Genomic DNA, 25,043 nt, shown 5'->3' on the forward strand with positions numbered 1-25,043 from the left:
AGAAGCGTGGCTGTCGGCGCCCTGGTCTGAGGCGAAGGCGCTCCAGCGGACTCTGCCGGATGGGATGCTGAGCGTCGTCGCGCGCGGCGCTCGCCATGATGGTGACTAATCGAAGTCAGCACACACAAAGCTAGATGATGCAGATCGACGTGCCGGATCACGGAAGCCGAAGCGTGCTCATCTCATTGAGGAGCGCGGTAAGCCTTGCCTGCTTAGAGGTGCCGGTCTTGAGATAGATGGCTCTCAGCTGGGCCCGGATCGTGTGCACCGTGACACCGGCTTGCGCTGCTGCCTCCGAAGCGCCGCGTCCTCGCGCGATGTCGCGGCCGACCCGCGCCTCCACCGGGGTCAGATCGAGCAGACCTTGCACGAGCCGCGGACTTGGCAATCGTTCCGTGCCGGCAACCGTGAAGACGACAGCCTACACGCACCGGGATTGCCCGAACTCGCCGATCAGCGCGCGATTATGTTCCGGACCTGACTGCAACGCCAGTCTCCAAGGCGCGTCGCCGATTGAAGCGGGGTTTGGACACACTTTATAATACATGTTTCGCAACTATTCTAGATCTGATGCTGGTTTTTTTCGGAGAGTGGCCTATTGCCCATCCGCTTTTGGTGCGATCTACTTCGCTATTGCTGCCGACCGTGCTGATCGAAGCATAAGATCTCAAGGCGAGCGCCGCCACCGCGCATCTGCTTCTACTTCCGGCCGGAGGTTATGGCCGAGCACGGCGTTCAGCTCCGTCCCGTCGCCCTTGCTGAATCCTGATCCTGGGCAACGTTGCCGGACGAGCCCTGCGATCGATGACGATGTCGTCGACGCTCATGGCGTTGTTTGCCCAGCCTCTGCCGGTGAAACCGGTTGCACGGAACTCGAAGTTGCGGGCAATGGTGACGATCGCGCGCCCGGCGCGGTCTGACGCCGCTATGGAAGCGTAGGACATCGTCTCAGCGCGAGTTCGACTACGTTCCCATGTCAAAAGCCGAGGAGCGCCCGGCCATATGAAACGGGCCAGCTCTCAACCAGCCTCTCCAGCGTCTCATATCGCTGCGATAGCTTGGGTCGCGAGCAAACGCTTCCGGCCCTGCTTGTCCGCGGGATCACCCCGCATCCAGGCTAGGTGATACCCGTTGAGGCCGGACGGGTGGCTCACGTGCACCCAGAGTGTGGATCCGGTCCGGTAGGCTACCTCGTTGATCGAGGAGAAGCGCGAGCCGTGCAGCCTGCGGACCACCTCGCGGCAGCCGGCGATGTAGGCGTCGCCCGTGCCAAGCATGAGCACGAGCCGCACGCTCGGCGGCAGGTGCTGGAGATGCGTCTCGGCGCAGCGCCGGACGATTGGCGCCGCCTCGGCCTCGACGAAGGCCTTGGTCATGATAGGCCCGCTGCACTCGTGCTTGCCCGTCTTCTCGTTGATCCGAACTGCTCCAGCAGGTCGATGACGAGCGGTGGGATCGCGCGCTGCTGCAGGCGTTCCTGAGCATGGATCGTGGAGCCGCTCTCATGCGCGCGGGCTCCCGGCATAGGGGGACTGGAGCTGCGCGATCTCACTGACCTCGCGACGCTGCCAGCTCGTTCCGGCGACGATGCCCCAGTTCCCGGCGGGGTTTGGGCGTCGCCAGTACGGCGTTGGCATCCGTGCGAGCTGAGCGAGCGCGTCCTGATAATCGTCGACAGGGATCTCGGCCCCCTTCGGGCCGATTGTGTAACCGCGCTGGTTACGGCAGGTGACAGAATAAGATCATGCCGGCCGAGCAGCGGCGCCGATGTCCCAATATATCCCTGCCTTTCCAGCGAATACGCTAATCGAAAAAGGATCTTGAACTCATAAATTCTTCCCTATCAAATGCACGCGCCGTTGAATAGCGTGCACCCGGTCTTGGGGCGCGATAGCCGACGCTGCGGAGGAACCGCTTTTAGGCGCCGGGGAGCCTCGACCAAAACGGCGGGGGGCGGCTTCGATGGCTTTGGCGTTGGCTTCACGATGTCCTGATGTTTAGGCCTGTCCTGCACGGCCGCACAGACCCCGTTTGCAGCCCGTCTCTCACCCGCACGGCAAGGTTTGGCCACGCATTCGTTGTTCACCGCGACGAATCCATCCGTGCAGCTCACCGTGCATATTGGAGGCGACAAGCTCTGCAGCTTCGACAGGAACGCTTCGTCGATGTTTTTCGGTTCGACGCTCATGTTCGCGAATCGGTTGAAGCGCTGAAGGGACGACTTGGCTTCGGTTTCCCAGACCGGTCGAACGACACTCGGCCCACATCCGAGGCGTCGGAGCTCGGCTTGAGTGTTCGATGCCAGGATGCGTGCGTTCTGTTTCGGATCGGGATCCTTGAGGTTCGCGACAGGAGTGCCGTGTGGCGGGGGTGCCGAAGGGCGGTCTGGTTTGCCCGACGCATCCGGCGCTTTCACCGCCTCATCCAGGCGGATCGCCTCCGGCCCCATCGATGCCTGGGGTTCTTTCGGCGGTGCGGGAACCGGCCGCTCGGGCCGGGCCGTGACGAAGTAGAAGTCCTCGTCCGGAAGCGATCCATATACAAACGGCTCCTGCCGCCTTCCGGTCTCGATAAGGACGTCGTTTCTGATCTTCCGAAGCAGGCGGCTGAGTTCGAGATTGGGCGTGCGAATGTATCGCAGCAGCGCGCTGGTAAACGGGCTGTTGGATTGCCCTCCGTCCCAGGCGACCTGACCGTCTTTGGCGGCAAAGGCCACCAAGGTTCCGCCTTCGGGCTCGATCCTGGCAAGGCCTCTCGAGATCGACCGGGTGCCGTTCAAACGTTTCATTGTCGCGAGGAAGGGATTCTCCCGGCAGGCATCCAGCAGGATGAGCCGCAACCGTCGCGCGCCCTCCACGGCCGCAAGGACCTGATTGAGATTGATGGCTTCGAAGGACGCATCCCGATCCGAGGAAAGATGGGCATCGACGGGAATCAAGAAATTCGTCCCATTAATCTCGATCCCGTGGCCGGCGTAATACAGGACCGCCCACTCTGCGGTCTCGGCTTCGGCCGAGAAAGTCCGCAAGGTATCGAGCAACTGATTTCTCGTCTGCTCGACGGCCACTGTCACTTTGGAGAAGCCGACGTCACGCAGTGCATTCGCGACGGCGGTCGCGTCCTGGAGCGTGTTGCGCAAAGGCGGAGCGTAACGGTAGGTACCATTGCCGATAACCAGCGCGACACGTCGTTCATCGGCAAGGCAACCGAACGACGTGAGCAGGGCGACGAGCAGGACGAACGACCTCGATAGATTATTTACAGCATATATTAATGATGTAGCTGCTACACGCATCGCGATCGTCCGGAATGGGCTGAGATCGTCGGTCAACGAAGAGGCGTGAATGCCGATGTCGATGTATACACGACGCTGGACGGCTGGGATCCGTCGATTTGCAAATCGAACTTGATCTGGATGTTGCCCGTACCGCCTATCAGAGTCGCGGTTCTCATATCAATGTTATAATCGTACTGGATCTGCCATTGTGCGCTTCCGCTGCCGATGACGGCACTTCCATTCGTCACCGGACCCTGGAAGAGAATATCCATCGTGACGGATAAGATATCGCCGGTGAGCCGTACGGTGGCCGTCCCGTCACGAATGCCGAGATTCGCCAGGTAATTTGCGATCTCGAAGTTCGCATCGCGGCGCAAAGCCATCAGCTCTCCCATGCGAAGGTTCCTCGGGGTGGCCTCACCACGCCCGAGCCGGATAGTCCGGTTTACCTGCAGGGCGAACCCCTTCGGATAGAAACCACCTTGACTGTTGGGAAAGTAGAATAGCGCCATGCCTGTCCGGGTCATTTGAATGCGTCCCGGAAAGTCAAACGACCTGCATCCCATCGGGATACAATGCCTTCCCACGTCCCGATAGTCGAACGTTCTATCAACCAGCGAATAAGATCTCTGTGCGTTCGCATCCGGCGCGTTTAAGGCAGCCCATAGGACAACGAAGATAAAGCAAACCGGCCGGATGCTTGTTACAGACATGGCTGCCTGTCCTCCTGCTTTGGTTCTCGCGACCTCAGGAATTCATATTGAGCACCCGGAAAGAGATCAGGCAAGATCATCAAAAGAGCTAGGCCATTATAGTGGTCGGGCGGCTCGGGCGCTGCTCGACCGTGGCGCAATCAATGGGAACCTGAATGTCTGTTCGACGAAGGTGAGTGCCGATCCCTGCGGCCTTGAACGTCACGATGTGCTGGAAACGCCCTGCCGTGAGTCTGGGGCACCGATGGATGCCGAGCGCATCTCCGTCTGCCTGTGCGCGGGCCGTGCTGCCCTGGTGGCGGCGCTGGGACGGCTCCGAAGCCGCGTGGCGACGAGGCGTGACGCTGCTCGGGCCGAGCAGCGCGGTCCAAGTGAGGTAGGACATCCTCGCGATGTCAGGGAGCGAACCAGCTCCGGCACACGTTATGCGTGCAACGACAAGGGGGCGCCGATGCTGTCTCGACTCAGGTCCGGGATCAGAGCCATACGACGCAAGGCGCGTGAGCGCACGGCTCCTGTGCCGGTAGCCGAAGCGACGGGCGATCCCGTGAACATTCCGCCGATGCGCCCTCTCGCGCCTCGATCCGCCGAGAACGACAACCCGAATCAGGCACTCTACGAAACCGTGAAGCAGGATCTCTGTTCGGCCGGATACCTACGCTGATCGCGCTGCCGGATCGCTCGAGGCAGGACGCCTGGAGGCGGCCATGGTGGCCTCCGGACAGAGGGCATGTGTCTGGATGCGTGTTCTGCTCATCGCGGGCCTAATGCTCTTGGGCCTCCTCCAGACTGCCCTTGCCAGCGACGCACGGGTCGCGCTCGTGGGGGTGGCGAGCTACCAGCACGCGCAGCGGCGCTCGCGAACAGGCGCAACGATGCAAGCGACGTGAGCGCAGCGCTTCAGCGATCGGGCTTCACGGTTTAAGTCGTTCTTGATCCGGATCGGGCTGCATTCGAGAAGGCGATCAGGCAATTCGGCAAGACGGCCCGAGGCGCAGACGGGGGCATTCTTATATGCTGGCCATGCCCTGGAGGTAGGCGGGCGAAACTGGCTGTTGCCCACCAGCGTCGAACTCAAGATCCCGCGCGACCTGCGGTTTGAGGCGGTGGATGTCGAGAGCCTGCTGGAGCAGACCGAGAGTCTGGCTCGGGTCACGCTGCTGTTCCTCAACGCACGCCGCGACAACCCGTTCCAGAAGCGGTTGGTCACCGGTTCGCGCGACATCCCCCGTGGTGGCCTCGGCCAAGTCTCTGCGGGGACCGGAACTCTGGTGGCCTTCGCCACCGCGCCTGGCACGGTGGCGCGAGAAGGCAGGGGTCACAATAGCCCGTGCACGACTGTGCTACTACGCCGCATCGAGCCCCCCGGCCTAGAGGCCAGTTGCCTGGTTTGGTCCGCCGCGATGTCCGCGAGGCATCGAACGGCACGCAGCTGCCGTGGCAAAACATCGGCCTCTAAGGAGAATTCTACTTCAAGTCCCCGAAGCCGCCACTGACTTGCGTCGCCAAGCAGACCCCGCGCGATGGAACGATGGAGGCAGAGCTCTTGTTCTGACAGAGCATCAAAGTCAGCAAGGACCCGCTCGATTTCCAGGCCTACCTCGTGCGTTTTCTGACCGGGGTTTTCGCTGACCTTGCGCGACGCCGCGCCGTTGCCGCTTCGCCAGCAGCCTCGCCGCCTGCGGCGCTCACCCGCCAACCCGCCACGCCCAGTATGCTCTTGCTTTGTGACACAGAAGTGCTACACGCCAGGATGTTGCAAGCGCGCCAAGTGATTGTTTCTACTCAGGTTATTTTTGAAGGGTGACGGTCCCTCACCGCCCACCAATGCGATCAATGATTTATCCGGCACACCGGATCCAATCTGAGCTGGTCCCGCCCAATATCGACCCGATACGTCCGGTTTCGCCCCAAGACATGGCGGACAACCCCACCCTCGGCAACCTGATCAAGGCGATCAACACTGACCCGATGAGCGCGCTGATTGTAGCCTGCGGCACGAAGGATTGATCGGCAATCGCGACGGAAACACAACCGGTGACCTCCGACTGAAGGCGTTCGGCTTGGAGCATCTCACAAAATTTCCGCTGCGCCGTCATGCCCAGGGGGAGATCTCCCGGCAGCCGGGAGTCTTGTGAGGCGCTCTGAGCCCCAAACGCGCGGCAAGAGGGCCGGTAATCAGGACCGATACCATTGGCAGCAGCCCGCCTGCCTCCTGATATGCGCGGCAGGCCACCCTCCTGCTCGGCAGGATTGCAATCCGATGACATTGCCATCTATAGTTGCTCAGCGCACATCCCAGGTGGCGTAAGGGACATCGCGGGTCAGGCGTCTGAGAGCCTGAGATCAAGCCAGCTATTTGCAGAATGATATAAGAACCGATGCATTAAATACGGCCGAACGAAGAAAACTATCAGTGCACGACAATATTGTTCGATGGCCACCAAGGCGCAAATATATTCAAATCAGGGAATTATTAGTCGGAAATACACCGACAGGCAAGTCAACCCGCTTTGAATTTGACATCGAAATCGATATTTGACTGATCAACGCACGCACCACGATCCGGAGCAGAGGCACCACCGTCCCACTCGCCCTCAAGTCGCAGGTCGCCATGCAAGCAGAGATCGACGCTGTCGATTACTCCGTCCCTCCGCAGGAGCTTGAGGTCAGGATCGCGCGGCGAACCCTGGCACGCGTCTATGTCCGAGGGAGCGGCGTTGAAGTGGGCGCCGGAACACGCCCCTGGCCCCTTCCACTTGGAACATCTTGCTTCTACGGCGATGTTCTCGATACGGAAGGGCTCGCTCGGTACTTTTCGGCGACGGGCTCAGCCTATGAGGGATTTATCGACGCGCAGACCTTCGCGGGGATTCCTGACCAAGCCTACGATTTTTCCCTCTCAGCCCATGTTTTGGAGCACCTCGTCAACCCGCTGGGCGCGATCGAAGCGGCCCTCCGCGTGGTGAGGCCAGGCGGCATTGTCATGTTCGCCATACCTGACAAGCGACACACTTGGGACAACCCTCGGCCAGTTACGCCGCTCAAGCATCTGATCTCAGATTACGTTACGGGCGGGGAAGATACGCGCATCGACGGCTGCCTAGAACACATTCGCTACTTACACCCTCAATGGGCACCCCCTATTCCAGAGGAGCAACACCAAGAGGAAGCAATAAGGCTTGCCAATGCAAAATTCGACACACATTATCACACATGGACCAGCGATACTTTTATCGAAATGATTGAATGGGTCGAGGAAAATCTGGGAGGATCTATACTTCATAAGGAACTTGTATTCAATGAGAATATTGCCGTCTTACGAAAAAATGTCTAATTCCTTATTCTGAATACGTGTATCAAATTTCGTCGGAAGGTCACTTGCCGATCAGGCCGTGCTTGGCCAGGTCCTGCTCGAGCGCCAGAACGCGCCTCTGCAAGGCCGTCACCATGTCCTGGAGCGCCTGCACCTGCGCCTGGCTGTAGGTGGCGGAGAGGGTCTGCGTGCCGTCGGCGTTGAAGGCGCCACGGTTGGGCGTGCCGGTCCCCGGCGTCCAGCCGGTCTGGCGGGACACGAGGACGGTGGTGCCGCCCACGATCACGCCGTGCCCGCCGTCGAGGGTGAGGTCACCCTGCTGGATCTTCAGGCCCGGCCAGGATCCCTGCGCGAGATCGGCGAGGGTGATGTAGGCGCCATCCTGCTGGATGACGCCCGTGCGCTTGGCGCCGGCGCCGTCGAAGGCCTGCAGCCAGATCGGCTGGCCCTTGACGTTCCTGCCGCTCACCTGGAGCGCCCCCAGCACGAGACCGCGCGTGGCCGCCCCGTCGAGCGACCAGAAGCCGGTTCCCCACCGGTTGCCGTTGCCGAGCGGGTTGACGAGGTAGCCGTTGGCCTCGCTCGGCTGCGCGAGGCTGTTGCCGCCGATCGAGACGCCGATCACCTGCGTGTTCGGGCTCATGATGTTGAAGTCGAGCTCGGCGCCGGTGGCGATCCGGCCTGTGCCGGCGAACGGCTTGCGCGCCGCGTTGTCGGTGATGAGCGTGTTCACCCCCCAGCCGGCCGATTTGTCGTTCGCGATCTGGACAGCGCCCATCAGGGCGACGCCGTTGCCTTTGCCGACCGGGCCGGCGCCGCCGCTGCGGGTGCGCACGTAGCCCGCGACGGCGGCACGGTTGTCGTTCGGATCGCCGGCCGGAATGTCGAGGACGCCCTGAACCGCGTCGGAGAAGACGACGTTGGGGAAGGCGGAGGTGTAGATCGCCTGTGGCGTCACCGTGCCCGGCGTGGTGAGCGAGGTTCCGGTGAAGACCGGGCTCGCCTTCGGCGCGAGTTGCGGCAGCCACGCGGACAGCGGCTGGGTCGCGCCGTTGGCCGTGACGCTGAGGGGAGAGGCGTCGCAGACCGATCCGGCCGCGCAGGTGATCGCGCCGCCGAGATTGAGCCCCTTCGTCGTGATCGGCGCCGGCGCGGCGGGATCGAGCGCAGCTGCGGGAAGCGCCGTGAGGACGGCGATGAGAGCGAGGACAGGGGCAGGGGCGCGCATCAGGTGGTCGTCCCGGTGATGAGGCCGGTATGGCCGGGGTGGCCTCGCCCTGGCTCCGGGCCGGACAGGGCCCAGGCCGAACGGACCATGCCGGCCAGGGACGGCGCCGGGCGATCCGGGCCGCGTCGAACGCCGTCAGCTCTAGCACGCCCGCGCGCCGCACGGCAGACGCCGGAACGGGCGCGCCCGGTTTCGGCTCTCGGCACGGATGCCGGGACGGCGGCCGGCGCAGGACGGAGGGTCGGCGCGAAGAACGGGAGCGCGGAGCGGGCCGGGCCCGCATGCACCGTGCGCGAGCCGTCTCGACCATTGAGCCCAGCCCTGCCGTGGCCCGTGACCGCGCGCGACGCCGGCAGGCGCGGTGAGCCGGTGCGGCCGCCAGGACGCCGCGCGCGCACGATCCGCCCCTGCCGCGTTTGACGCCGGCCCGATCATACGACATGAAGCTCGCACAAGTTGCATCGAGACTGGGGAATGCCAGTGCTGGAGAGCCGGATCGAGCAACGCGACCGGGCGAGTCGCATCCTGGCGGGATTGGATCTCGACCAACTGGTCGGCCTGGAGGTCGGCCCTCTCGACAAGCCGCTCGTGCGCCGCGATCCGGGGCGGCAGATCTTCTACGCGGACTATGCGCCGCGCGAGGTCCTTCAGGAGAAATCCCGCTCCGATCCGGGGGTGGACATCGAGGCGATCCCCGAGATCGATTTCATCGTGGCGCCCCTGCCGGAGCAGCTCGGGCGCCGTTTCGACTACATCGTTGCGTCCCATGTGGGCGAGCACGTTCCCGATCTCCTGGGATGGCTCAAGACGCTGTTCGGCTGGCTGAACCCGGGGGGCCGGGTCATCCTGGCCCTGCCGGATCGCCGCTACACCTTTGATTGCCAGCGCACACCGAGCACGATCGGGCAGCTTCTGGAAGCCCATGTCGAGCGTCGTCAGCGGCCGTCCTTCGCGGCCATCTACGACGGGTTCAGCCGTGCCGTTCGGGCCGATGTGTGCGCCCTCTGGGACGGGGCGGACCCGGGACGCTTCGAGCCCATGTTCTCCCGCGCCGTCTCGCTCAGTCTGGCACAGGATGCGCGCGCGCGTGGCGAGTACCGCGACTGCCACTGCTGGGTCTTCTCGGCCGACGAGTTCCGCGGCCTCATGGACGAGGCCCGCGAGCATGGGTTCATCGCGTTCGACTGGATGCGCCTGGAGCCCGGCGATCGATACACCGTCGAATTCTACGCCAGTCTCTCGCCCACCCCATCGCCCTGACATCCGACGGGCTTCGGGCTGACGGCTCCGCCTCTCACGCCAAGCGCGGGCGGGCGTGTGGATGGATGTTCGCAGCGGGCCATCCGGGAGGAGACGCGCGGGCCGAAATCAGGAGGCCGCGCGGGCGCTGACGGGGTCCAGGAATGGAAGGAGACTACACGGGCAGCATGCCACGCTCTCGGCCGGAGGCGACATAGAACGTATTCGTGGTGTAGCCATGGAAATCGACCAGCTTTTTCTCGACCTCGTCGTACCGATATGGCTTATATCCTAGCGTACCCAACAGATGCGTGACAGCATCCCAGTCACTGTTCTCGACAATGACGAGCGGCTTGTGGTCTGATATCGTCTTAATTAGCCCCTGAACAACACGAAGCTCCACACCCTCAACGTCTATCTTTACGATATCAGGCGATGGAAGACCAAGATGATCGCCAACCTCCACAGATCCACTGTATTTTGACACCTGAAAATTTGGATCGAGCGACGTTAAGCGCTCACGTACCCATGGGCGCTCAAGAGCAACGTTATCGATAGACGCTTCTTCATAAAACAGAACGCCATTCACCATTGGAATAAAAAACTCGACGTCGCCCTGGGCGTCAGACAGGCCATACTTGTGGATGTATACGTCCGAGTATTTCCTCGAAACCTCATCCAAAACCGGATGAAATAGAGGATTAAGCTCAAATGAATGCACAGTCGATTCCGGGAACATTACCTTAAAACTCGCGATAGACTGCCCTCTGTTAGCTCCAACGTCAAAAATAACAGGGCTTTTCACTTCTAGAAGGCGGGCCGCTTCAAGCTCTTGATCATGAACCACACCTGCATCGATCAGTTCTAGGATTCTTCTCATCTGATAGTCCTGAGCAGCGTCCATCGAACTGTCCTCTCCAGCGGCGGCGCACTCATGCCAGCGCTACGGATCTACGCTAGCTGTACGCAGGCACGCGATCAGCTTCTCCCGGCCTTATTGTCGTGCCCAGGGCATTTGCGCAAGGATACATGGCGAGACCGCATGCGCCGACGCGAACAGGATCCGCGCGGTGGCTGCCGGTGGGGCGAAGGATGGGGCGGGTGAGATCATCCGTGGGCGGGCCGCGCATGGTTCAGGCAGCCCCCGACCGAAACGGGCTGCCAGTAGCGAATTCCCGAGATTGTGCTATCTCGGCGCTATGGTCAGCAACCCGGTTGCTTGCCTGCAAGCGAACCAAGTTACAGACAGAGCCGTGGCACATTCGGAGCGGCGAAGGGGAGCATATGGCCGAGTATAACGAAGCCGCTGACGTCGCAGAACACCAGAAGAGCGTCAACCTGGTCATGGAGTATGTCCAATACCTTGGACATCCAACCACTGGCTACAAGCTCGGCCTCGACATTGGCGGCGGGATGGGCGGCCATGCGCCTTGGCTACTCAGCATCACGGAAAAGCTCTATGTCGCCGATGTCATACCCTTCTCGGCAGCTCTGAATGGATGCCTTCCGGCAGAATTCAAGAAAAAATGTGATCGATACTCGATCAATGCTGACCTAAAGAACATCGAGTTCCATCAGGTTGATGGCCGAAAGCTGATCTACAGAGACGGTTTGTTCGATTTTGTGTTCAGTATGAACGCTTTCGAACACATTCCCGAGCCGCGCCGGGCCTTCAACGAGATCATCCGCGTCACGAAACCGGGGGCTCTCGTGGTCATCCAGTTCGACCCGACATGGTATTCGGCCTATGGCAGTCACCTGTGGGGTTTCGAGGTCGAGCCCTGGTGCCACCTGCTCCTCTCCGACCAAGAGATGGAGGACGAGATCAAGCGCCGGGGCGGCACGGATCAGGATGTTTTCAATTTCAGGAACGACATGAACCAGATCCCGTTCTCGACGTTCCGGGACATGTTCGAGAAACCCTCACCCGATTTCTTCAGAGTTTCCAATTTTTCATACTGGTCCAAGGACGTCGAGAGCGACCCCTATGCCTCGCATCCGAATTTCCAGAAGTGCCTTGAGAAGGGATACGCTGCCGACGACCTTCTGGCGCGAGGGGTTCAGTTCATCGGCGTCCGAGCCTAGAACATCGTCCGCGGACATGGCGACCGGCTCCGCGAAGGACGATGCGGCACGCTCGATCAGATAGGGCACTCGGGCAGAAGCGGTCGCGTCGCACCAAGGCATGGGCGCCGCTTCGGATTGCGAGGCGATCGGGGACGGATCCAGCGTAACGCCCCGGCGCGCCGGCTGCGCCGTCGTAATGGGAGGGGAGCTGCCCGGCGATCGGGGATCGCCCCAATCTCCGGCGCCCTCAGCCCTGATCGGGCTCGACCGCGAAACGCGTCATCATCGCGGTGCGCACATGCTCGCGGAAGAGGCGCACGCGCGCGGGCAATTCCCGTCCGGCCAGGCTCAACGCCCGCAGGGCCCCGCCCGCGGTCGCCCAGGGCGCGAGCACACGCACGAGCGCGCCGGTGCCGACCGCCTGCGCCGCGACGAGGCTCGGCAGGTGGCCGATGCCGGCCCCGGCCAGGGTCAGGCGCAGGGCGGTGGCGAAGTCGCTCGCCCGGATGGCGGGGCGGAGCGCGACCTGCTCCGTTTGGCCCCGCCCGTCATCGAGCGGGATGCCCGCTACGCCGGGCCGCTCGCGCGAGAGGATCAGGTCGTGCTCCGCGAGCGCGGCGAGGCTCGCGGGGGCGGGGCGCCGGGCGAGATAGGCGGGCGACGCGTAGAGCCCGATCCAGAGGTTCACGATCAGCGCGGCCCGGTAGCCGGTCTCCACCGCATCTCCCAGCCGCAGGGCGAGATCGATCCGGTTGGCCGCGAGGTCGAGCCGCGCATCCGTGTTGAGCAGGTCGACCGTGATCTGCGGATAGGCCGCCCGGAAGCTGGTCACGATCTCGGGCATCACCTCGATGCCGAAATCGACCGAGGTCGTCACCCGCAGGTTCCCCGCCGGAATGGTCCGGGCGTCGCGCGCGGCCTCGGCCGCCTCGTCGAGCAGGCTCAGGCTCGCCTGCGCCTTGGCGTAGAAGGCCAGCCCCTCGGCCGTCGGCGAGACGGCGCGGGGATGGCGCGCCATCAGGGTGGCGCCGAGCGCCGCCTCCAGCCGCGAGATGCGCCGGCTGACGCTGCCCTTGGTCTCCCGCAGGCTCGCCGCGGCGGCCGTCACCGTCCCGAAATCGACGACCGCGCAGAAGGCCCGCAGATCGTCCAGGCTGCCGCCGAAGGTTTCCGTTCTCGCAACCATGTGGTGCCGGATAGCAGGCTCAACCGCGGCCGCCAACGGGGCTACCTCAGGGCGACCAAACCCCGGCGCCGGCCTCGCACGACGAGGGCGGGCCGCCATCCACGCCCCGGAGACACCACCCGTGAAGCCGTTCCCCGCCTCCCGCCTCGCGCTCAACCTCGCGCTCGGCCTTGCCCTCTGCGGCACCGCCCGCGCCCAGACGCCCCCGACCCGCGATCCGGCGCAGATCCAGGCCGGCACCTACGCGGTCGATCCCGGCCACACCCAGGTGGGCTGGCGCGTGTCGCATATGGGCTTCTCGAACTATGCCGGCGGCTTCTCCGAGGTCTCCGGCACCCTCGCGCTGCAGCCGAAGGACCCGGCCGCCGCGAAGCTCTCGATCCGGATCCCGGTCGCCTCGGTCGCCACCACGAGCGCCAAGCTCACCGACGAGCTGAAGGGCGCGCAGTGGCTCGATGCGGGCCAGTATCCCGAGATGACCTTCGTCTCGACCAAGGTGGTGCCGGCCGGCAAGGACCGGGCGACGGTGACCGGCGACCTGACCCTGCACGGGGTGACCAAGCCGGTGACGCTCGACGTGACCCTCGTCGGAGCGGGCGTGAACCCGCTCAACAAGAAGTTCACGGTCGGCTTCGAGGCGACCGGCGTGCTCAAGCGCTCCGAATTCGGCGTGAAGACCTATCTGCCGCTGATCGGCGATGCCCTGCACCTCACCGTCGCGGGCGCCTTCGAGCGGCAGGACTGAGCCGAGCCCCGCCACCCGGCGGGCTCCCGCGGCCCACGCAGACCGGAGACGGATCATGCCTCACCCCGCCTTGTCCATCCCAACGGCCGGACGGCCGGATCCGGTCCTGGCCGAGGCGCCCTACCGGATCGCGTCGGTGTGCCTCGTCACGCGCGACCGCGACGGCCTCGCCCGCTTCTACCGGGACGCGATCGGTCTCACGCCGATCGCGCAGGCGGGCGACCGCCTCCAGCTCGGCGTGGGCGACAGGGTACTGCTCGAGCTCCGGCAGGACTCGGCGGCCCGGCCGCGGAGCCCGCGCGAGGCGGGTCTGTTCCACACGGCCTTCCTGCTGCCGGGGCGGGCCGATCTCGGCGCCTGGCTCGCCCACGCGGCGGCTCGGGGCCTCCCGCTCTCGGGCGCCTCCGACCACCGGGTCAGCGAGGCGGTCTACCTGGCCGACCCCGAGGGCAACGGCATCGAGATCTATGCCGACCGGCCGAGCGCCGCCTGGCCGCGGATGCCGGACGGCAGCGTGGTCATGCGCACCGACCCGCTCGACGGCCCCGCGCTCGTCCGCGCCGCGGACCGGCCCTGGCAGGGCATGCCGCCGGGCGGCGTGGTCGGGCATGTCCACCTGCAGGTCGGCGCCCTGGAGCCGGCGGAGCGGTTCTACGCGGACCTCCTCGGCTTCGACGTGACCTGCCGCTATCCGGGCGCCCTCTTCCTCGGCGCGGGCGGCTATCATCACCAGCTCGCGGCCAATATCTGGAACAGCCGGGGCGCGCCCGCGCGGCCGGCCGGGACGACCGGGCTCGCCGAGATCGCGCTGCACGCGGACGCGGCCCTGCTGACCGATCTGCGCGCCCGCTGCCGACAAGCGGGCCTGACGGCCGGGGAGGGGGAGGGCGCGCTCCTCCTCGACGATCCCTGGGGAACGCAGCTGCGCATCGCCGCGCCCGGCGGCGCGGCGGCATAGCGCGCCGGACGCAGTGAGCCTTTCCGAACCGTGCCCGCCGCGGCGCCTATCGAGGTGGAGACCGTTCCCGTGAATGCGCAGTCCTACACGCCGACCGCCAAGCTGCTGCACTGGCTGATGGCCGCCATCTGGATCGCGGCCTGGGTCCTCGGCGCCGCGGCCGTCTACATGCGCGAGGCCTGGAACCCGCATCACGGCCTCACCATCACGCACAAGGCGCTGGCCAGCACCCTGCTGTTCCTGATCGTGGTCCGCGTGGCGTGGCGGCTGACGCATCCGGCGCCGGCCCTGCCCGCGCAGATGAGCGCGCCGATGCGGCGCGCGGCGGCCCTCGGCCATCTCGCGCTCTACGCCGCCGCGCTCCTCGCCCTGCCGCTGTCCGGCTGGCTGTGGAGTTCGGTCGCCGGCAAGCCGATCCTGGTGCTCGGCCTGGTTCAGCTTCCGCCCCTGACGGCCCCGGCGAAGGACTGGTACGACCTCGCCAAGCTGGCCCACGTCACCCTGGCCTGGGGAACCGGCGCGCTGGTGCTCGGCCACGTGCTGGTCGCGCTGAAGCACCATGTCGTCGATGGGGACGGGGTCCTGCGCGGCATGCTGCCCGAAGCGCGCGCCCGCCTGCGGTCTCAGCCGCGGCCGGCATCGGCGGATGGCGCCCCGCACGGTTAACGATGCCCGCGCAAGTGCCAGGTGGATTTAACCCTTCGTTTACGCCGTTCTGTGGAAAGGCCAGCCGAGATCTTAATGGAGCGTGAAAGGACTCGCCTCGAAGCCCTGGATCGGGACATCGTTAAGCACCAACAAACACGAACGATCCAATTCGACACAGGGGCTGAACCGTGAGCACCATCGAAGACGTCAAGTTCATCGTCACCCTGACCTTCGTGGTCCTGTGCGGCAGCGGCCTCGACGCGTTCCTGCGCTGACCACCGTTCGATGATCTCAGGCCTCGCAGCGGGTGTCCCGCCGCACGGCGTTACGGAAAGCTTAAGCCTATCTCTTGACCACAGCGCGAATACAGATTCGCAAGACAGGAGATCGGCCATGACCCACCGCATCGAACTGGCGCTCGCCGCCCTCACCGGCGCCGCCGCCCTGGCCCTCGCGTTCTACGCGCAGAGCCTGGCGCTCCCGACCCACTTCGTCTGACCGGACCTGCCGTCCGGACCGTGCGGCGGAGCGCGCGTCGAAACAACGGTTGAGAGCCGGTCACGATTGCAACGCGATCGCGACAAGGTTCCGCGAAAGAAACTGTGTTTCGTACAATCCGTTAGAGCATTGTCCGTGATCGAGGGATCACGGACAATGCTCTAGTGGCGCGTGCCCTCCGCGGGGGCCGGCCTGTCGGCGGCCTTGGCCAGTTCCTGACCGATCTGGAAGAGAGCCGCTTCGAGGATGTTCATGGCCTGGCGGCCGCCCACGCGCTTCATCAGCACATGCAGCGCGATGAGGTGGTCGGCCAGACGCTCCAGGTCGTTGCTCGGCGTCAGGGAGCCCGGCTGCAGGGGCGGGATGAAATCCCCGAGCCCGCCGGAGGCCGGAGCCTCGCCGTCCACGGCCTCACCCAGGCTGGTCAGGGAGCCCAGGAAGCCGAGGAAGGTCCGGTCCGGCGGTCCGAAGGAGGGCACGGCGCCCGCCGCGAGCCAGAGCCTGCGCCCATCCTTGCAGAGCAGGCGGTAGCGTACGTTGAACGCCTGCTGGGTGCGGACGGCATCCTCGACGATGCGGCGCACGGTGCTCCTGTCCTCCGGATGAATCACATCGAGCCAGCCGAAATCCGCCGTTTCGGCGAGGCTGCGGCCGGTGAGGTCAGTCCAGTCGGGGCTGACATAGATCGCCTTGCCCTCGGCATTGGTGACGAAGATCATGAAGGGTTCTGATGAGATCATGCCCGAATCCGCCGCCGTAGCCTGGGCCACGAACCGCCCGCCACGCTTGTCTTCAATTCGTCTGCTCGCGCAACCGACGATATCACTCGCCCGGACACGATCGTCGTGTACAGCCGCGGCGCTGCGGGGGGCCGCTCCCTCGGGCGGCGAGGCCTCGCCACGCGCCGCCGCGCCGTGCGCGCAGGCTCCCAAGGCGTTGTGACGGCCACGCATTGCCCGGCGGACGACTGCGGCTCGGCGGCCCGTCCTGCGTCCCCATGGCACTGCCGCACGTTCCAGTTGAAATCTCGGCGGCACCGCCCGCCCTGCCCGGGCGCGGCTTGGCCGGACGGCCGGAGCGGGGCGACCGGCCCGCGGTTCGGCAAGCGGGACCGGGAACGCCCGCGCCGACCGATCCGTTGTCAGGCCGCCGCGGCGAAGGGTCCCGGCCTCGCATTGGAAGGAAATGCTCCCATGAGCCTTCTCGGCAGCATCGTCAGCAAGATCCTGCACCCCTTCGGCGGCGGCTCGGCGGAGGCCGCGCCGTCCTCGACGGGCGGATCGAGCAACCCGGCCTCCACTGCCACGACCGGCTCCTCGACCTCGGGCGCAGCCCCGGCCGCCGCGGGCGGACAGGTCGATGTCGAGCAGGTGCTCAACGACATGGCCGCCAAGAACCCGCAGACGCTGAACTGGCGCACCTCGATCGTGGACCTGATGAAGCTCCTCAATCTCGATTCGAGCCTCCAGGCCCGCAAGCAGCTCGCCGACGAGCTGCACTACACCGGCGACAAGGACGACTCGGCCTCGATGAACATCTGGCTGCACAAGCAGGTCATCAAGAAGCTCGAGGAGAACGGCGGCAAGGTGCCGGCCGACCTGAAGGACTAGAGCGCTCTCCGCCGAAGTGGATTGCTGTTCGGCGAGAGAGCGCGTTCCAACACAGTCTCAGGGCCATCGACCCTCCCCCGCCCGGCGGGGGAGGGTGCCCCGGCCCTCAGGCCCACTCGCCGCCGCGCATCACCGGCACGGCCTGGCCGTCGGCCCGGATGCCGTCCACGTCGATCTCGGACGAACCGATCATCCAGTCGATATGGATCAGGCTGCGGTTGGCGCCGCGCGCGGCGAGATCCGCCTCGCTCAACCCCGCCCCACCCTCGCGAAAGCACTTGCTGTAGGCCTGGCCCAGGGCGATGTGGCTCGCGGCGTTCTCGTCGTAGAGGGTGTTGTAGAACAGGAGCCCCGAGGCCGAGATCGCCGAGGAGGCGGGCACCAGCGCGACCTCACCGAGATGGCGCGCGCCCGCATCCGTGTCGAGCACGTTCGCCAGGACGTCGCCGCCGGTGCGCGCCCGCGCCTCGACGATGCGCCCCGCCTCGAAGCGCACCGCGATCCCGTCGATCAGGGTGCCCTGGTAGGAGAGCGGCTTCGTGCTCGTGACATGGCCCTGCACCCGGTCGCGGTGGGGCGTGGTGAAGACCTCCTCGGTCGGGATGTTGGCGTTGCAGGTGATGCCGCTGCGCGACGTCGCGGCGCCCCCGCACCATTCGTGGTCGTCGGCAAGCCCCACCGTCAGATCGGTGCCGGGCCCGCGGAAGCGCAGAGCCGCGAAGCGGTTGGCGTTGAGCGCGTCCTTGCGGGCGTGGAGGTCGGCGTTGTGCGCGGCCCAGGCGCCGAGCGGGTCCGGACCGTCGACGCGCGAGGCGGCGAAGATCGCGTCCCAGAGCTTCGCCACGGCCTGGCCCTCGGGCAGGTCCGGAAAGACCGTGCGGGCCCAGGCCGGGGTCGCGGCCGAGACGATGGTCCAGTTGGTGGCGAAGTTGGCGATGAGCTCCAGCGCCGGCACATAGGCCTTCGAGCGGGCCCGGTTGGCGCGGGCGACCTTCCCGGGATCCTGGCCGACGAGGAGCGAGGGGTCGTCGCCGCTGATCGCGAGCCGGGCGGCGCCGTTGCGATAGGCCTCGGCCATGCCGGCATAGAGCCAGCCGGCCGCCGTATCGAAGGCCGCATCCGGCGCGTGGGCGAAGCGGGCGAGGCTCTGGACATCGTCGCCGAGGAAGGTGGTGACGAGGGAGGCGCCGGCCCGGTAGGCCTCCGCCGTGATGGCGCGGGCCAGCGGCAGCGCCTCCAGCGGTGCGGTCATCACGAGCTCCTGGCCGGGCTGCAGGTTGAGCCCGACCCGCACCGCGACCTCGGCCAACCGGCCGAGGCGCGGCTCCAGCGCCTCGGCCGGCGGCATCGCGGCCGGCGTCTCGGCATGTCCCGTCATCGTGCAGCGTCCTCCGGCAGGGTCCTCGAATCCGGTCCGGAAGATCGGTGCCCGGAGCCGCGAATCAAGCGGCGCGGGACCAGGTGATCTCGCCGAGGCTCTCGCGGAAGGCGAAGCGCGTCAGGTGGTCCGAGACCACGTTCTCCAGGCGGGTGAGCCCGGCCGGGTCGGTGGTCCGGATGCGCATGAGCAGCGCGTCGGGCTCGGCCTCGAAGGTGCAGACCCGGTCCTCGCCGAACGGCACGGTGCCGAATTCGGGCGTGCTCTCGACCGGGAACTTGTGGCTCCAGTGCCGGCAGAGCTGCTGCAGGTAGCGGCTCGCCTCGGCAGTCTGAACGCGGGCCAGGGAGGTGGGCATGGCTTGACGTCTCCTGAACGGCGTCGGCTGGAACCTGCGCGGCGGCGGGCGACAGCGTTCGCACCTGCGAGATAGGCATCAGGGCGAAGCAATCGGCGGGCCTGTTCCGGCTGAGGACCATCCGACGGATGACGATAAAAGTCCGGCAGAGGCGTTAACGCCCCGATAACGCTCGAAGCCATCTCGGTTTTCCGTCCGCAGGGGGGTCTCTGCGGGGACGGCCGCCACGGCCTCGGTCAGCACAGGATCGCGCCGGTTTGTGGCACGGCTGCGGCCGAATGGTGCAATGCAACAGCCCAGCTTGTGGCAGGCGCTACAGACGGCGCGCCCGTGTCATGCCGTCCGGCAGCACGGCCTCCGGCACACGGCCGCCGGCGGGGGCCGGCTCGGGCCGGGGACTCTCGAACGGAACCACGAGGATTCGGCCCGTGGCCGGAACCGGATAGGGCATGGAGGCGGCCACCGTGGCGAGCCGCGGATGCAGGGTCCGGCGCACCTGACGCAGGCGCGGCACGGCCTGTCCATAACGTCGGCGGATGCCCTTCCGGAGACGGGCCTGGGCCCAGCGGGCGCGGTGCAGGCGGGCGTGCCCGAGCCGCGATCGGGCGGATGCCAGACGTGCGGCTTGGCGCGCGGGCGGATCGAGCAGGCGCGCCAGCGGCACACGCTCATAGGAGACGGGGCGCACGCGGTTCTCAGGAGTGATGCAGCCGGTGCAGATCGAGGCGGCGAGGCGGCGCCACGTGCGCTCCTGCCGCTCGACCAGATCGACCTCGCGCGCCGAGGCCGCGGGCGCGGTCCCGGTCAAGGGCGCCTTGGCGGCCCGGGACATCGTCACGGGCATCAGCACGAGGGCCGACACGGCGATGGTCGCGACCATGCGGCGCACGAGACGGATCATGGCGGCCCCCGCGGCACGAATCGTCTGGAACGACGGATCGAACCGGGTCCAGCCCGGTCTTCGAGCCCGCCGCTCGACCTGACATCCATCACGCCGACACGAAGCAAGTGTCGGGCCGCTCCTATGGGGCGCAAGACCACATCTTGAGGGGCGAATTCAAATTAACATTCAATTCAAGATTGCATCTACCTCGAATCGAGCGACGAAATCTTCGATCACACGCCGTCGCGGGATTCCGCGCCGGCCTCCGGCACGACCTTGCCGGGGTTGAGGACGCCGTTCGGATCGAGCGCCGCCTTGAGCTTGCGCATCAGGTCGAGCCCGACAGGATCGCCGTAGCGGAGGAGCTCGTCGCGCTTGAGCAGGCCGACGCCGTGCTCGGCGGCGATGGAGCCGCCCATGGCGTGCACGATGTCGTGCACGATGCGGTTGAAGCGGCCCCATTCCGCCAGGAAGGCCCCCCGGTCCATGCCTGCGGGTTGGGTCAGGTTGAAGTGGATGTTGCCGTCCCCGAAATGCCCGAAGGCGCAGACCCGCAGGCCCGGCATCTCCGCCTCGCAGGCGGCGGAGGCCTCGGCGAGGAAGGCCGGCAGGCGGGCGAGCGGGACGGAGACGTCGTGCTTGATCGAGGCCCCCTCCCGCTTCTGCGCCTCGGGGAGCGATTCGCGCAGGTGCCACAGGGCCCAGTTCTGCGCCTCGCTCGCGGCCACCGCCGCGTCCTCGACGACGCCGTCGGCCATCGCCTCGGCGAGGGCCGCCTCCGTCTCGGCCCGCGTGTCGGCCTCCGGCCGGCTGGAGGCGATCTCGATCAGCGCGTAGGCGCCGTGCGCGCCCGCGAGCGGACGGACGCTGCCAGGGGCGTGGCGCAGCACGAGGTCGAGCCCGAAGGGCGGCATCACCTCGTAGGCCGTGAGGTCGCGGTCGCAGCGTGCGCGCAGATGCGCGAACAGGTCGAGCGCCCGGGCCGGGGAGGCGAGGCCGGCGAAGGCCACCGTGGTCGAGCGGGGCCGGGGATAGAGCTTCAGCACAGCCGCGGTGACGATGCCGAGCGTCCCCTCCGAGCCGATGAAGAGCTGCTTGAGGTCGTAGCCTGCATTGTCCTTGCGCAGCGCCCGCAGCCCGTCCCAGACGCGCCCGTCCGCCAGCACCACCTCGAGGCCGAGCACGAGGTCGCGGGCATTGCCGTAGGAGAGCACGGCGACGCCGCCGGCATTGGTGGCGATGCCGCCGCCGATCCGGGCCGAGCCGCGCGAGGCGTAGGAGAGCGGGAAGAGCAGGCCCGCCTCCTCGGCCGCCGCCTGGACCTCCGCGAGAATGGCGCCGGCCTCGACGGTGATGGTGGCGCCGAGGGGATCGAGCGCGCGCACCCGGTCGAGCCGGGCGAGGGAGAGGACGAGGCCGCCCCGGGGCACGCCGCCGCCGACGAGGCCGGTATTGCCCCCCTGCGCCACCACCGGCACGCCGGCCTCCGCACAGGCCCGCACCGCGAAGGCGACCTCCGCGGTCTCGGCGGGCCGCGCGACGGCGAGCGCCTCGCCCCGGAACAGCCGGCGCTGCTCGTCGAGATAGGGCGCGACGTCCTCCGGCGCGGTGAGCACGTGCCGCGGCCCAAGCCGGGCGCGAAGCGCGGCGAGAAGCGCCTCGTGATCACCCATCCGATCCCCCTTCAGACACATCCGGGATCCCAAAGGGATCATCCCTTTGGCGCGGTCTCGGGGCAGAGCCCTGAGGTCTTCCAGGGCTCCGCCCTGGACCCGCGAGAGGGATGATCCCTCTCGACACCCGGGATTCCGGCGCGGCTCGGTATATATGATGCCGCGCCCTACCGCTCACGAGGCCTGCATGCTCTCCGTCATCCCCAATCCCCCGCGGATCGCCCTGCCGATCGCCGGCAGCGCGGACCTGTTCCCGGTGCGGCGGGTCTACTGCGTCGGCCGCAACTACGCCGCGCATGCCCGCGAGATGGGGGCGGATCCGGACCGCGAGCCGCCCTTCTTCTTCATGAAACCCGCGGACGCGCTGCAGATCGTGGGCACGGAACCCGCGCAGCATCCCTATCCGCCACGGACGGAGAACTACCATTTCGAGGTGGAGATGGTGGCCGCGCTCGGCCGGGGCGGGCGCGACATCCCGGTCGATACGGCCCTCGACCATGTCTACGGCTACGCGGTCGGCCTCGACATGACCCGGCGCGACCTGCAGGACGAGGCCAAGGGTCTGCGCCGGCCCTGGGATCTCGGCAAGGCGTCGGATGCCTCCGGGCCGATCGGCCCGCTCCACCCGGCCGCGGCGGTCGGCCATCCCGAGCGCGGGCCGATCACCCTCTCGGTCGACGGGGCGGTGCGGCAATCGGGCGACCTCTCCGAGATGATCTGGTCGGTGGCCGAGCAGATCGCCTACCTGTCGACCTATTTCGAGCTGGCGCCGGGCGATCTGATCTTCACCGGCACGCCCTCGGGCGTCGGGCCGGTGCGCCGCGGCGAGCGCATGGAGGCGGCGGTGGCCGGCCTCGGCGCGATCGTGCTCGACGTGGCCTGAGCCCGGTGCTGCTCGATTTCCCGATCGCCCGGCGCCTGTTCCATCTCGGAGCGCTCGCGCTGCGGGGCATGACGCTCGGCGTGCGCGGCGCGGCGATCGACGGGGACGGCCGGGTCTGCCTCGTGCGCCACACCTACGTCGCCGGCTGGCACCTGCCGGGCGGCGGCGTGGAGCCCGGCGAGAGCGCGGTCGAGGCCATGCTGCGCGAGTTCCGCGAGGAGGCGGAGATCGGCGTCCCCGCCGACGGGCTGCGCCTGCACGGCTTCTACCGCAACCTCGCCGCCTCCGGGCGCGACCACGTCGCGCTCTACGTCGCGCCCGCCTTCACCCGCCTGCGCGAGAAGGCGCCCGACCGCGAGATCGCGGAGTGCCGCTTCTTCGCCCTCGACGCGCTGCCCGAGGGCACCACCCGCGCCACCCTGGAGCGCCTGCACGAGATCCGCGAAGGGGTGAGCCCGGCCGCACTCTGGTGAGGAGGCCGGGCTCGGCTGAAATCCGCGCCGGGCCGCTTGCGCCGCCCGGCGGAATGGTGTTTAGAGAGCGCCGTCCGGGGCCGCCGGGTCGAACGACCAATGGCGGCTTGGGATCAGCGAGCGGGTGTAGCTCAGGGGTAGAGCACAACCTTGCCAAGGTTGGGGTCGAGGGTTCGAATCCCTTCGCCCGCTCCAAATTTCCCAACCGACACGACCACGACAGGCCGCCTCCGGGCGGCCTTCGTCGTTTTTGGCCTGTTCATCGCGCCGCGCCCCGTCCCGCATCGAAAGCGCGGAGACGGCAACATTTGCCCTTTGCATTCCGCCGCGGAATGGTGTTTAGAGAGCGCCGTCCGGGGCCGCCGGGTCGAACGACCGATGGCGGCTCAGGATCAGCGAGCGGGTGTAGCTCAGGGGTAGAGCACAACCTTGCCAAGGTTGGGGTCGAGGGTTCGAATCCCTTCGCCCGCTCCAAATTTCCCAACCGACACGACCACGACAGGCCGCCTCCGGGCGGCCTTCGTCGTTTCCGCGGCCAGATTGACGACTGTCGCCATCCGTGGAACGACAGTGTCGAATTTAGGAGGTCGACGCGGGGAAAAGCCTGACTTGAATAAAAATCTGAGCGTGCTGATCTGATTTTATCGCGTGCTTCTATACCGGTCAAAGCAACAATATCAGGACTTCGCCCGATGCCTCCTGCCTTTGCATTGCACGGCTCCCCCCCGGTAGGAAGGCACCATCCAACAGATACATTGCCATCGATCGCTGGGTCCGACCGGATCGTCCGGCAGACCGAATCCGCCTGGACCAGCCTCAAGCCGACCCTGGAACGCGTGATCGGGCAGATCCAGGCGAAGTCGGTTCTGGAGATCGGGGCCGGCCGCCACCCGTTCTTCTCGATGGAGGAGGCGCAGCGCCTCGGGTTCAGGCTGACCATCAACGATATCGACGCCGCGGAGCTGGATTACGCCCCGCGCGGCTTCGATCACCTCGTCCTCGACGTCGCGCAGGATGTCGATCGCAGGCTCCTCGACGGGCACGCCTTCGACCTGATCTTCTCGCGGATGGTCTTCGAGCACGTGAAGGACGCCCGGAAGGCCTGGACCAACCTGCACGACCTCCTGGCCCCTGGCGGCGTCGGCTTCGCCTTCGTGCCGACCCTGTACTCGCCGCCCTTCGTGCTGAACCGGCTGCTTCCCGACGATCTCACCGGGCGGGCGCTGCGGCTCATGGACAGGACGCGGAACGACAAGGAAATTCCCAAATTTCCCGCCTATTACGATGCCTGCCGCGCCAGCGAGACCCGGCTCCGGCCCTTCCTCAAGGAGATCGGCTTCAGCGAGGCCCTGGTCGTACCCTTCTATGGCACGCCGTATTTCCCGCGAATCCCGGTCCTCCGACAGGTCTTCCGCGCCTTCGACATGCTCTGCACGCGGCACGACCTCAGGACCTTCGCGAGCTACGCCTACATCATCGCGCGGAAGTGAGCGCCTGGCGGGTCCCCACGTGACTTGAGGCGGCCGCCGCCAAGCCTGTACCCTCGGGGCATGAGCACGCGTCCTGAACGGACGGCACGGTGAGGCGCGCCGTCATCGAGGCACAGGTGCCGCGGGAGAAGGTGGTCGAGATCGAGCGCCTCGCCATGGCCCTCGCCGCCCGCCTGCGCTACGCCCAGATGGTGAGCCTGCCGGTGCCGCCGGAGCAGGTGACCGCTCTCGCGCGCGCGGCGCAAGTGCTGTCCGAGAGCCGGGTGCCGCCGCCCTCCCTGATCCGGCAGGTGCTGCAGGAGGCTGAGAAGGGCGACCGCACGCCGCCCGAGGAGCCGGCCCCGGACACTCCGGGCCTGCTGGCGCGGCTCGGCCGGACTCTGCGCAGGCAGTCCGGCAGCGGCGAATCGCACTGAGCGT

Annotated in this window: 24 protein-coding genes and 2 tRNA genes; 14 read left to right on the forward strand and 12 right to left on the reverse strand. The window is 66.5% G+C overall.

Annotation, left to right across the window (positions count from 1 at the left end):
* Positions 1-157 precede the first annotated feature (157 nt).
* The 4 genes from MET9862_RS17595 to MET9862_RS17615 all read right to left on the reverse strand — a co-directional run bounded on the left by MET9862_RS17595 (position 158) and on the right by MET9862_RS17615 (position 3,789).
* Positions 158-370, reverse strand: coding sequence for a helix-turn-helix transcriptional regulator (locus MET9862_RS17595; RefSeq protein WP_142584206.1), 213 nt, complete (start codon positions 368-370; stop codon positions 158-160).
* Positions 371-1,040: 670 nt separating this feature from the next.
* Complete coding sequence (locus tag MET9862_RS17600; RefSeq protein ID WP_142584207.1) at positions 1,041-1,376, reverse strand: hypothetical protein; 336 nt, start codon at positions 1,374-1,376, stop codon at positions 1,041-1,043.
* A 467-nt stretch (positions 1,377-1,843) separates the two neighbouring features.
* Positions 1,844-3,331: a caspase family protein gene (locus tag MET9862_RS17610; RefSeq protein WP_142584208.1), complete on the reverse strand. Its 1,488-nt coding sequence runs from the start codon at positions 3,329-3,331 to the stop codon at positions 1,844-1,846.
* On the reverse strand, positions 3,328-3,789 hold the full coding sequence (locus tag MET9862_RS17615; RefSeq protein ID WP_142584209.1) for a hypothetical protein: 462 nt from the start codon (positions 3,787-3,789) through the stop codon (positions 3,328-3,330). The genes MET9862_RS17610 and MET9862_RS17615 overlap by 4 nt, the downstream gene beginning before the upstream one ends.
* A gap of 1,133 nt (positions 3,790-4,922) precedes the next feature.
* Here MET9862_RS17615 and MET9862_RS30770 point away from each other — a divergent pair.
* Together MET9862_RS30770 and MET9862_RS17620 are read left to right on the forward strand one after the other, a co-directional pair.
* Positions 4,923-5,486, forward strand: a complete 564-nt coding sequence (locus tag MET9862_RS30770) for a caspase family protein (protein ID WP_438616626.1) — start codon at positions 4,923-4,925, stop codon at positions 5,484-5,486.
* Positions 5,487-6,604: 1,118 nt separating this feature from the next.
* Positions 6,605-7,327 (forward strand): methyltransferase domain-containing protein, encoded by a 723-nt coding sequence (locus MET9862_RS17620; RefSeq protein WP_142584210.1) that lies wholly within the window; start codon positions 6,605-6,607, stop codon positions 7,325-7,327.
* A gap of 40 nt (positions 7,328-7,367) precedes the next feature.
* On the opposite strand, the gene MET9862_RS17625 is transcribed toward MET9862_RS17620, so the two are convergent.
* A complete protein-coding gene (locus MET9862_RS17625) occupies positions 7,368-8,534 on the reverse strand; it encodes a hypothetical protein (protein ID WP_142584211.1) in 1,167 nt (388 codons plus the stop codon).
* Positions 8,535-9,008: 474 nt separating this feature from the next.
* Here MET9862_RS17625 and MET9862_RS17630 point away from each other — a divergent pair, with 474 nt between their 5' ends.
* The gene (locus MET9862_RS17630; RefSeq protein WP_142584212.1) at positions 9,009-9,794 is read left to right on the forward strand and encodes a class I SAM-dependent methyltransferase; all 786 of its coding nucleotides are present in this window, start codon (positions 9,009-9,011) and stop codon (positions 9,792-9,794) included.
* Between the two features lie 154 nt (positions 9,795-9,948).
* Here the strand turns inward: MET9862_RS17630 and MET9862_RS17635 are convergent, their stop codons facing one another.
* Complete coding sequence (locus tag MET9862_RS17635) at positions 9,949-10,677, reverse strand: FkbM family methyltransferase (RefSeq protein WP_142584213.1); 729 nt, start codon at positions 10,675-10,677, stop codon at positions 9,949-9,951.
* Positions 10,678-11,057: 380 nt separating this feature from the next.
* Here MET9862_RS17635 and MET9862_RS17640 point away from each other — a divergent pair, with 380 nt between their 5' ends.
* A complete protein-coding gene (locus MET9862_RS17640) occupies positions 11,058-11,858 on the forward strand; it encodes a methyltransferase domain-containing protein (RefSeq protein ID WP_185156908.1) in 801 nt (266 codons plus the stop codon).
* 229 nt (positions 11,859-12,087) lie between these two features.
* On the opposite strand, the gene MET9862_RS17645 is transcribed toward MET9862_RS17640, so the two are convergent.
* Positions 12,088-13,026, reverse strand: coding sequence for a LysR family transcriptional regulator (locus MET9862_RS17645; protein WP_142584215.1), 939 nt, complete (start codon positions 13,024-13,026; stop codon positions 12,088-12,090).
* Positions 13,027-13,147: 121 nt separating this feature from the next.
* Between MET9862_RS17645 and MET9862_RS17650 the strand changes: the two genes are divergently transcribed.
* The 3 genes from MET9862_RS17650 (at position 13,148) to MET9862_RS17660 (ending at position 15,395) form a co-directional block, all read left to right on the forward strand.
* Positions 13,148-13,771: a YceI family protein gene (locus MET9862_RS17650; protein WP_142584216.1), complete on the forward strand. Its 624-nt coding sequence runs from the start codon at positions 13,148-13,150 to the stop codon at positions 13,769-13,771.
* Between the two features lie 55 nt (positions 13,772-13,826).
* On the forward strand, positions 13,827-14,729 hold the full coding sequence (locus MET9862_RS17655; RefSeq protein ID WP_142584217.1) for a VOC family protein: 903 nt from the start codon (positions 13,827-13,829) through the stop codon (positions 14,727-14,729).
* Between the two features lie 69 nt (positions 14,730-14,798).
* Entirely contained in the window at positions 14,799-15,395 is a 597-nt protein-coding gene (locus MET9862_RS17660) for a cytochrome b (protein ID WP_210248116.1), read from the forward strand.
* A gap of 641 nt (positions 15,396-16,036) precedes the next feature.
* Here MET9862_RS17660 and MET9862_RS17665 read toward each other — a convergent pair.
* Positions 16,037-16,615, reverse strand: a complete 579-nt coding sequence (locus MET9862_RS17665; protein WP_185156909.1) for a PAS domain-containing protein — start codon at positions 16,613-16,615, stop codon at positions 16,037-16,039.
* A 453-nt stretch (positions 16,616-17,068) separates the two neighbouring features.
* On the opposite strand from MET9862_RS17665, the gene MET9862_RS17670 reads away from it, so the two are divergent.
* Complete coding sequence (locus tag MET9862_RS17670; RefSeq protein WP_142584219.1) at positions 17,069-17,485, forward strand: DUF3597 domain-containing protein; 417 nt, start codon at positions 17,069-17,071, stop codon at positions 17,483-17,485.
* Between the two features lie 106 nt (positions 17,486-17,591).
* Here the strand turns inward: MET9862_RS17670 and MET9862_RS17675 are convergent, their stop codons facing one another.
* The 4 genes from MET9862_RS17675 to MET9862_RS17690 all read right to left on the reverse strand — a co-directional run bounded on the left by MET9862_RS17675 (position 17,592) and on the right by MET9862_RS17690 (position 21,777).
* The gene (locus MET9862_RS17675) at positions 17,592-18,863 is read right to left on the reverse strand and encodes an aminopeptidase (RefSeq protein WP_142584220.1); all 1,272 of its coding nucleotides are present in this window, start codon (positions 18,861-18,863) and stop codon (positions 17,592-17,594) included.
* A gap of 64 nt (positions 18,864-18,927) precedes the next feature.
* Positions 18,928-19,221 (reverse strand): DUF2218 domain-containing protein, encoded by a 294-nt coding sequence (locus tag MET9862_RS17680; protein WP_142584221.1) that lies wholly within the window; start codon positions 19,219-19,221, stop codon positions 18,928-18,930.
* Positions 19,222-19,534: 313 nt separating this feature from the next.
* Positions 19,535-20,122, reverse strand: a complete 588-nt coding sequence (locus MET9862_RS17685; protein WP_142584222.1) for a hypothetical protein — start codon at positions 20,120-20,122, stop codon at positions 19,535-19,537.
* A gap of 215 nt (positions 20,123-20,337) precedes the next feature.
* Positions 20,338-21,777 (reverse strand): FAD-binding oxidoreductase, encoded by a 1,440-nt coding sequence (locus MET9862_RS17690; RefSeq protein WP_142584223.1) that lies wholly within the window; start codon positions 21,775-21,777, stop codon positions 20,338-20,340.
* A gap of 187 nt (positions 21,778-21,964) precedes the next feature.
* Here MET9862_RS17690 and MET9862_RS17695 point away from each other — a divergent pair, with 187 nt between their 5' ends.
* From MET9862_RS17695 to MET9862_RS29470, 6 genes are all read left to right on the forward strand, one after another.
* Positions 21,965-22,660, forward strand: coding sequence for a fumarylacetoacetate hydrolase family protein (locus MET9862_RS17695; RefSeq protein WP_142584224.1), 696 nt, complete (start codon positions 21,965-21,967; stop codon positions 22,658-22,660).
* A 5-nt stretch (positions 22,661-22,665) separates the two neighbouring features.
* A complete protein-coding gene (locus MET9862_RS17700) occupies positions 22,666-23,133 on the forward strand; it encodes an NUDIX domain-containing protein (protein WP_244612770.1) in 468 nt (155 codons plus the stop codon).
* Positions 23,134-23,253: 120 nt separating this feature from the next.
* Positions 23,254-23,328: transfer RNA gene (locus tag MET9862_RS17705), tRNA-Gly, on the forward strand.
* Positions 23,329-23,532: 204 nt separating this feature from the next.
* Positions 23,533-23,607, forward strand: a tRNA-Gly gene (locus MET9862_RS17710).
* A gap of 281 nt (positions 23,608-23,888) precedes the next feature.
* Positions 23,889-24,623, forward strand: coding sequence for a class I SAM-dependent methyltransferase (locus tag MET9862_RS17715; protein ID WP_185156910.1), 735 nt, complete (start codon positions 23,889-23,891; stop codon positions 24,621-24,623).
* 89 nt (positions 24,624-24,712) lie between these two features.
* On the forward strand, positions 24,713-25,039 hold the full coding sequence (locus tag MET9862_RS29470) for a hypothetical protein (protein WP_185156911.1): 327 nt from the start codon (positions 24,713-24,715) through the stop codon (positions 25,037-25,039).
* The last annotated feature ends 4 nt before the right edge of the window (positions 25,040-25,043 follow it).

Origin of the sequence: Methylobacterium symbioticum (assembly GCF_902141845.1) — a bacterium.
Taxonomy (GTDB): Bacteria; Pseudomonadota; Alphaproteobacteria; order Rhizobiales; family Beijerinckiaceae; genus Methylobacterium; species Methylobacterium symbioticum.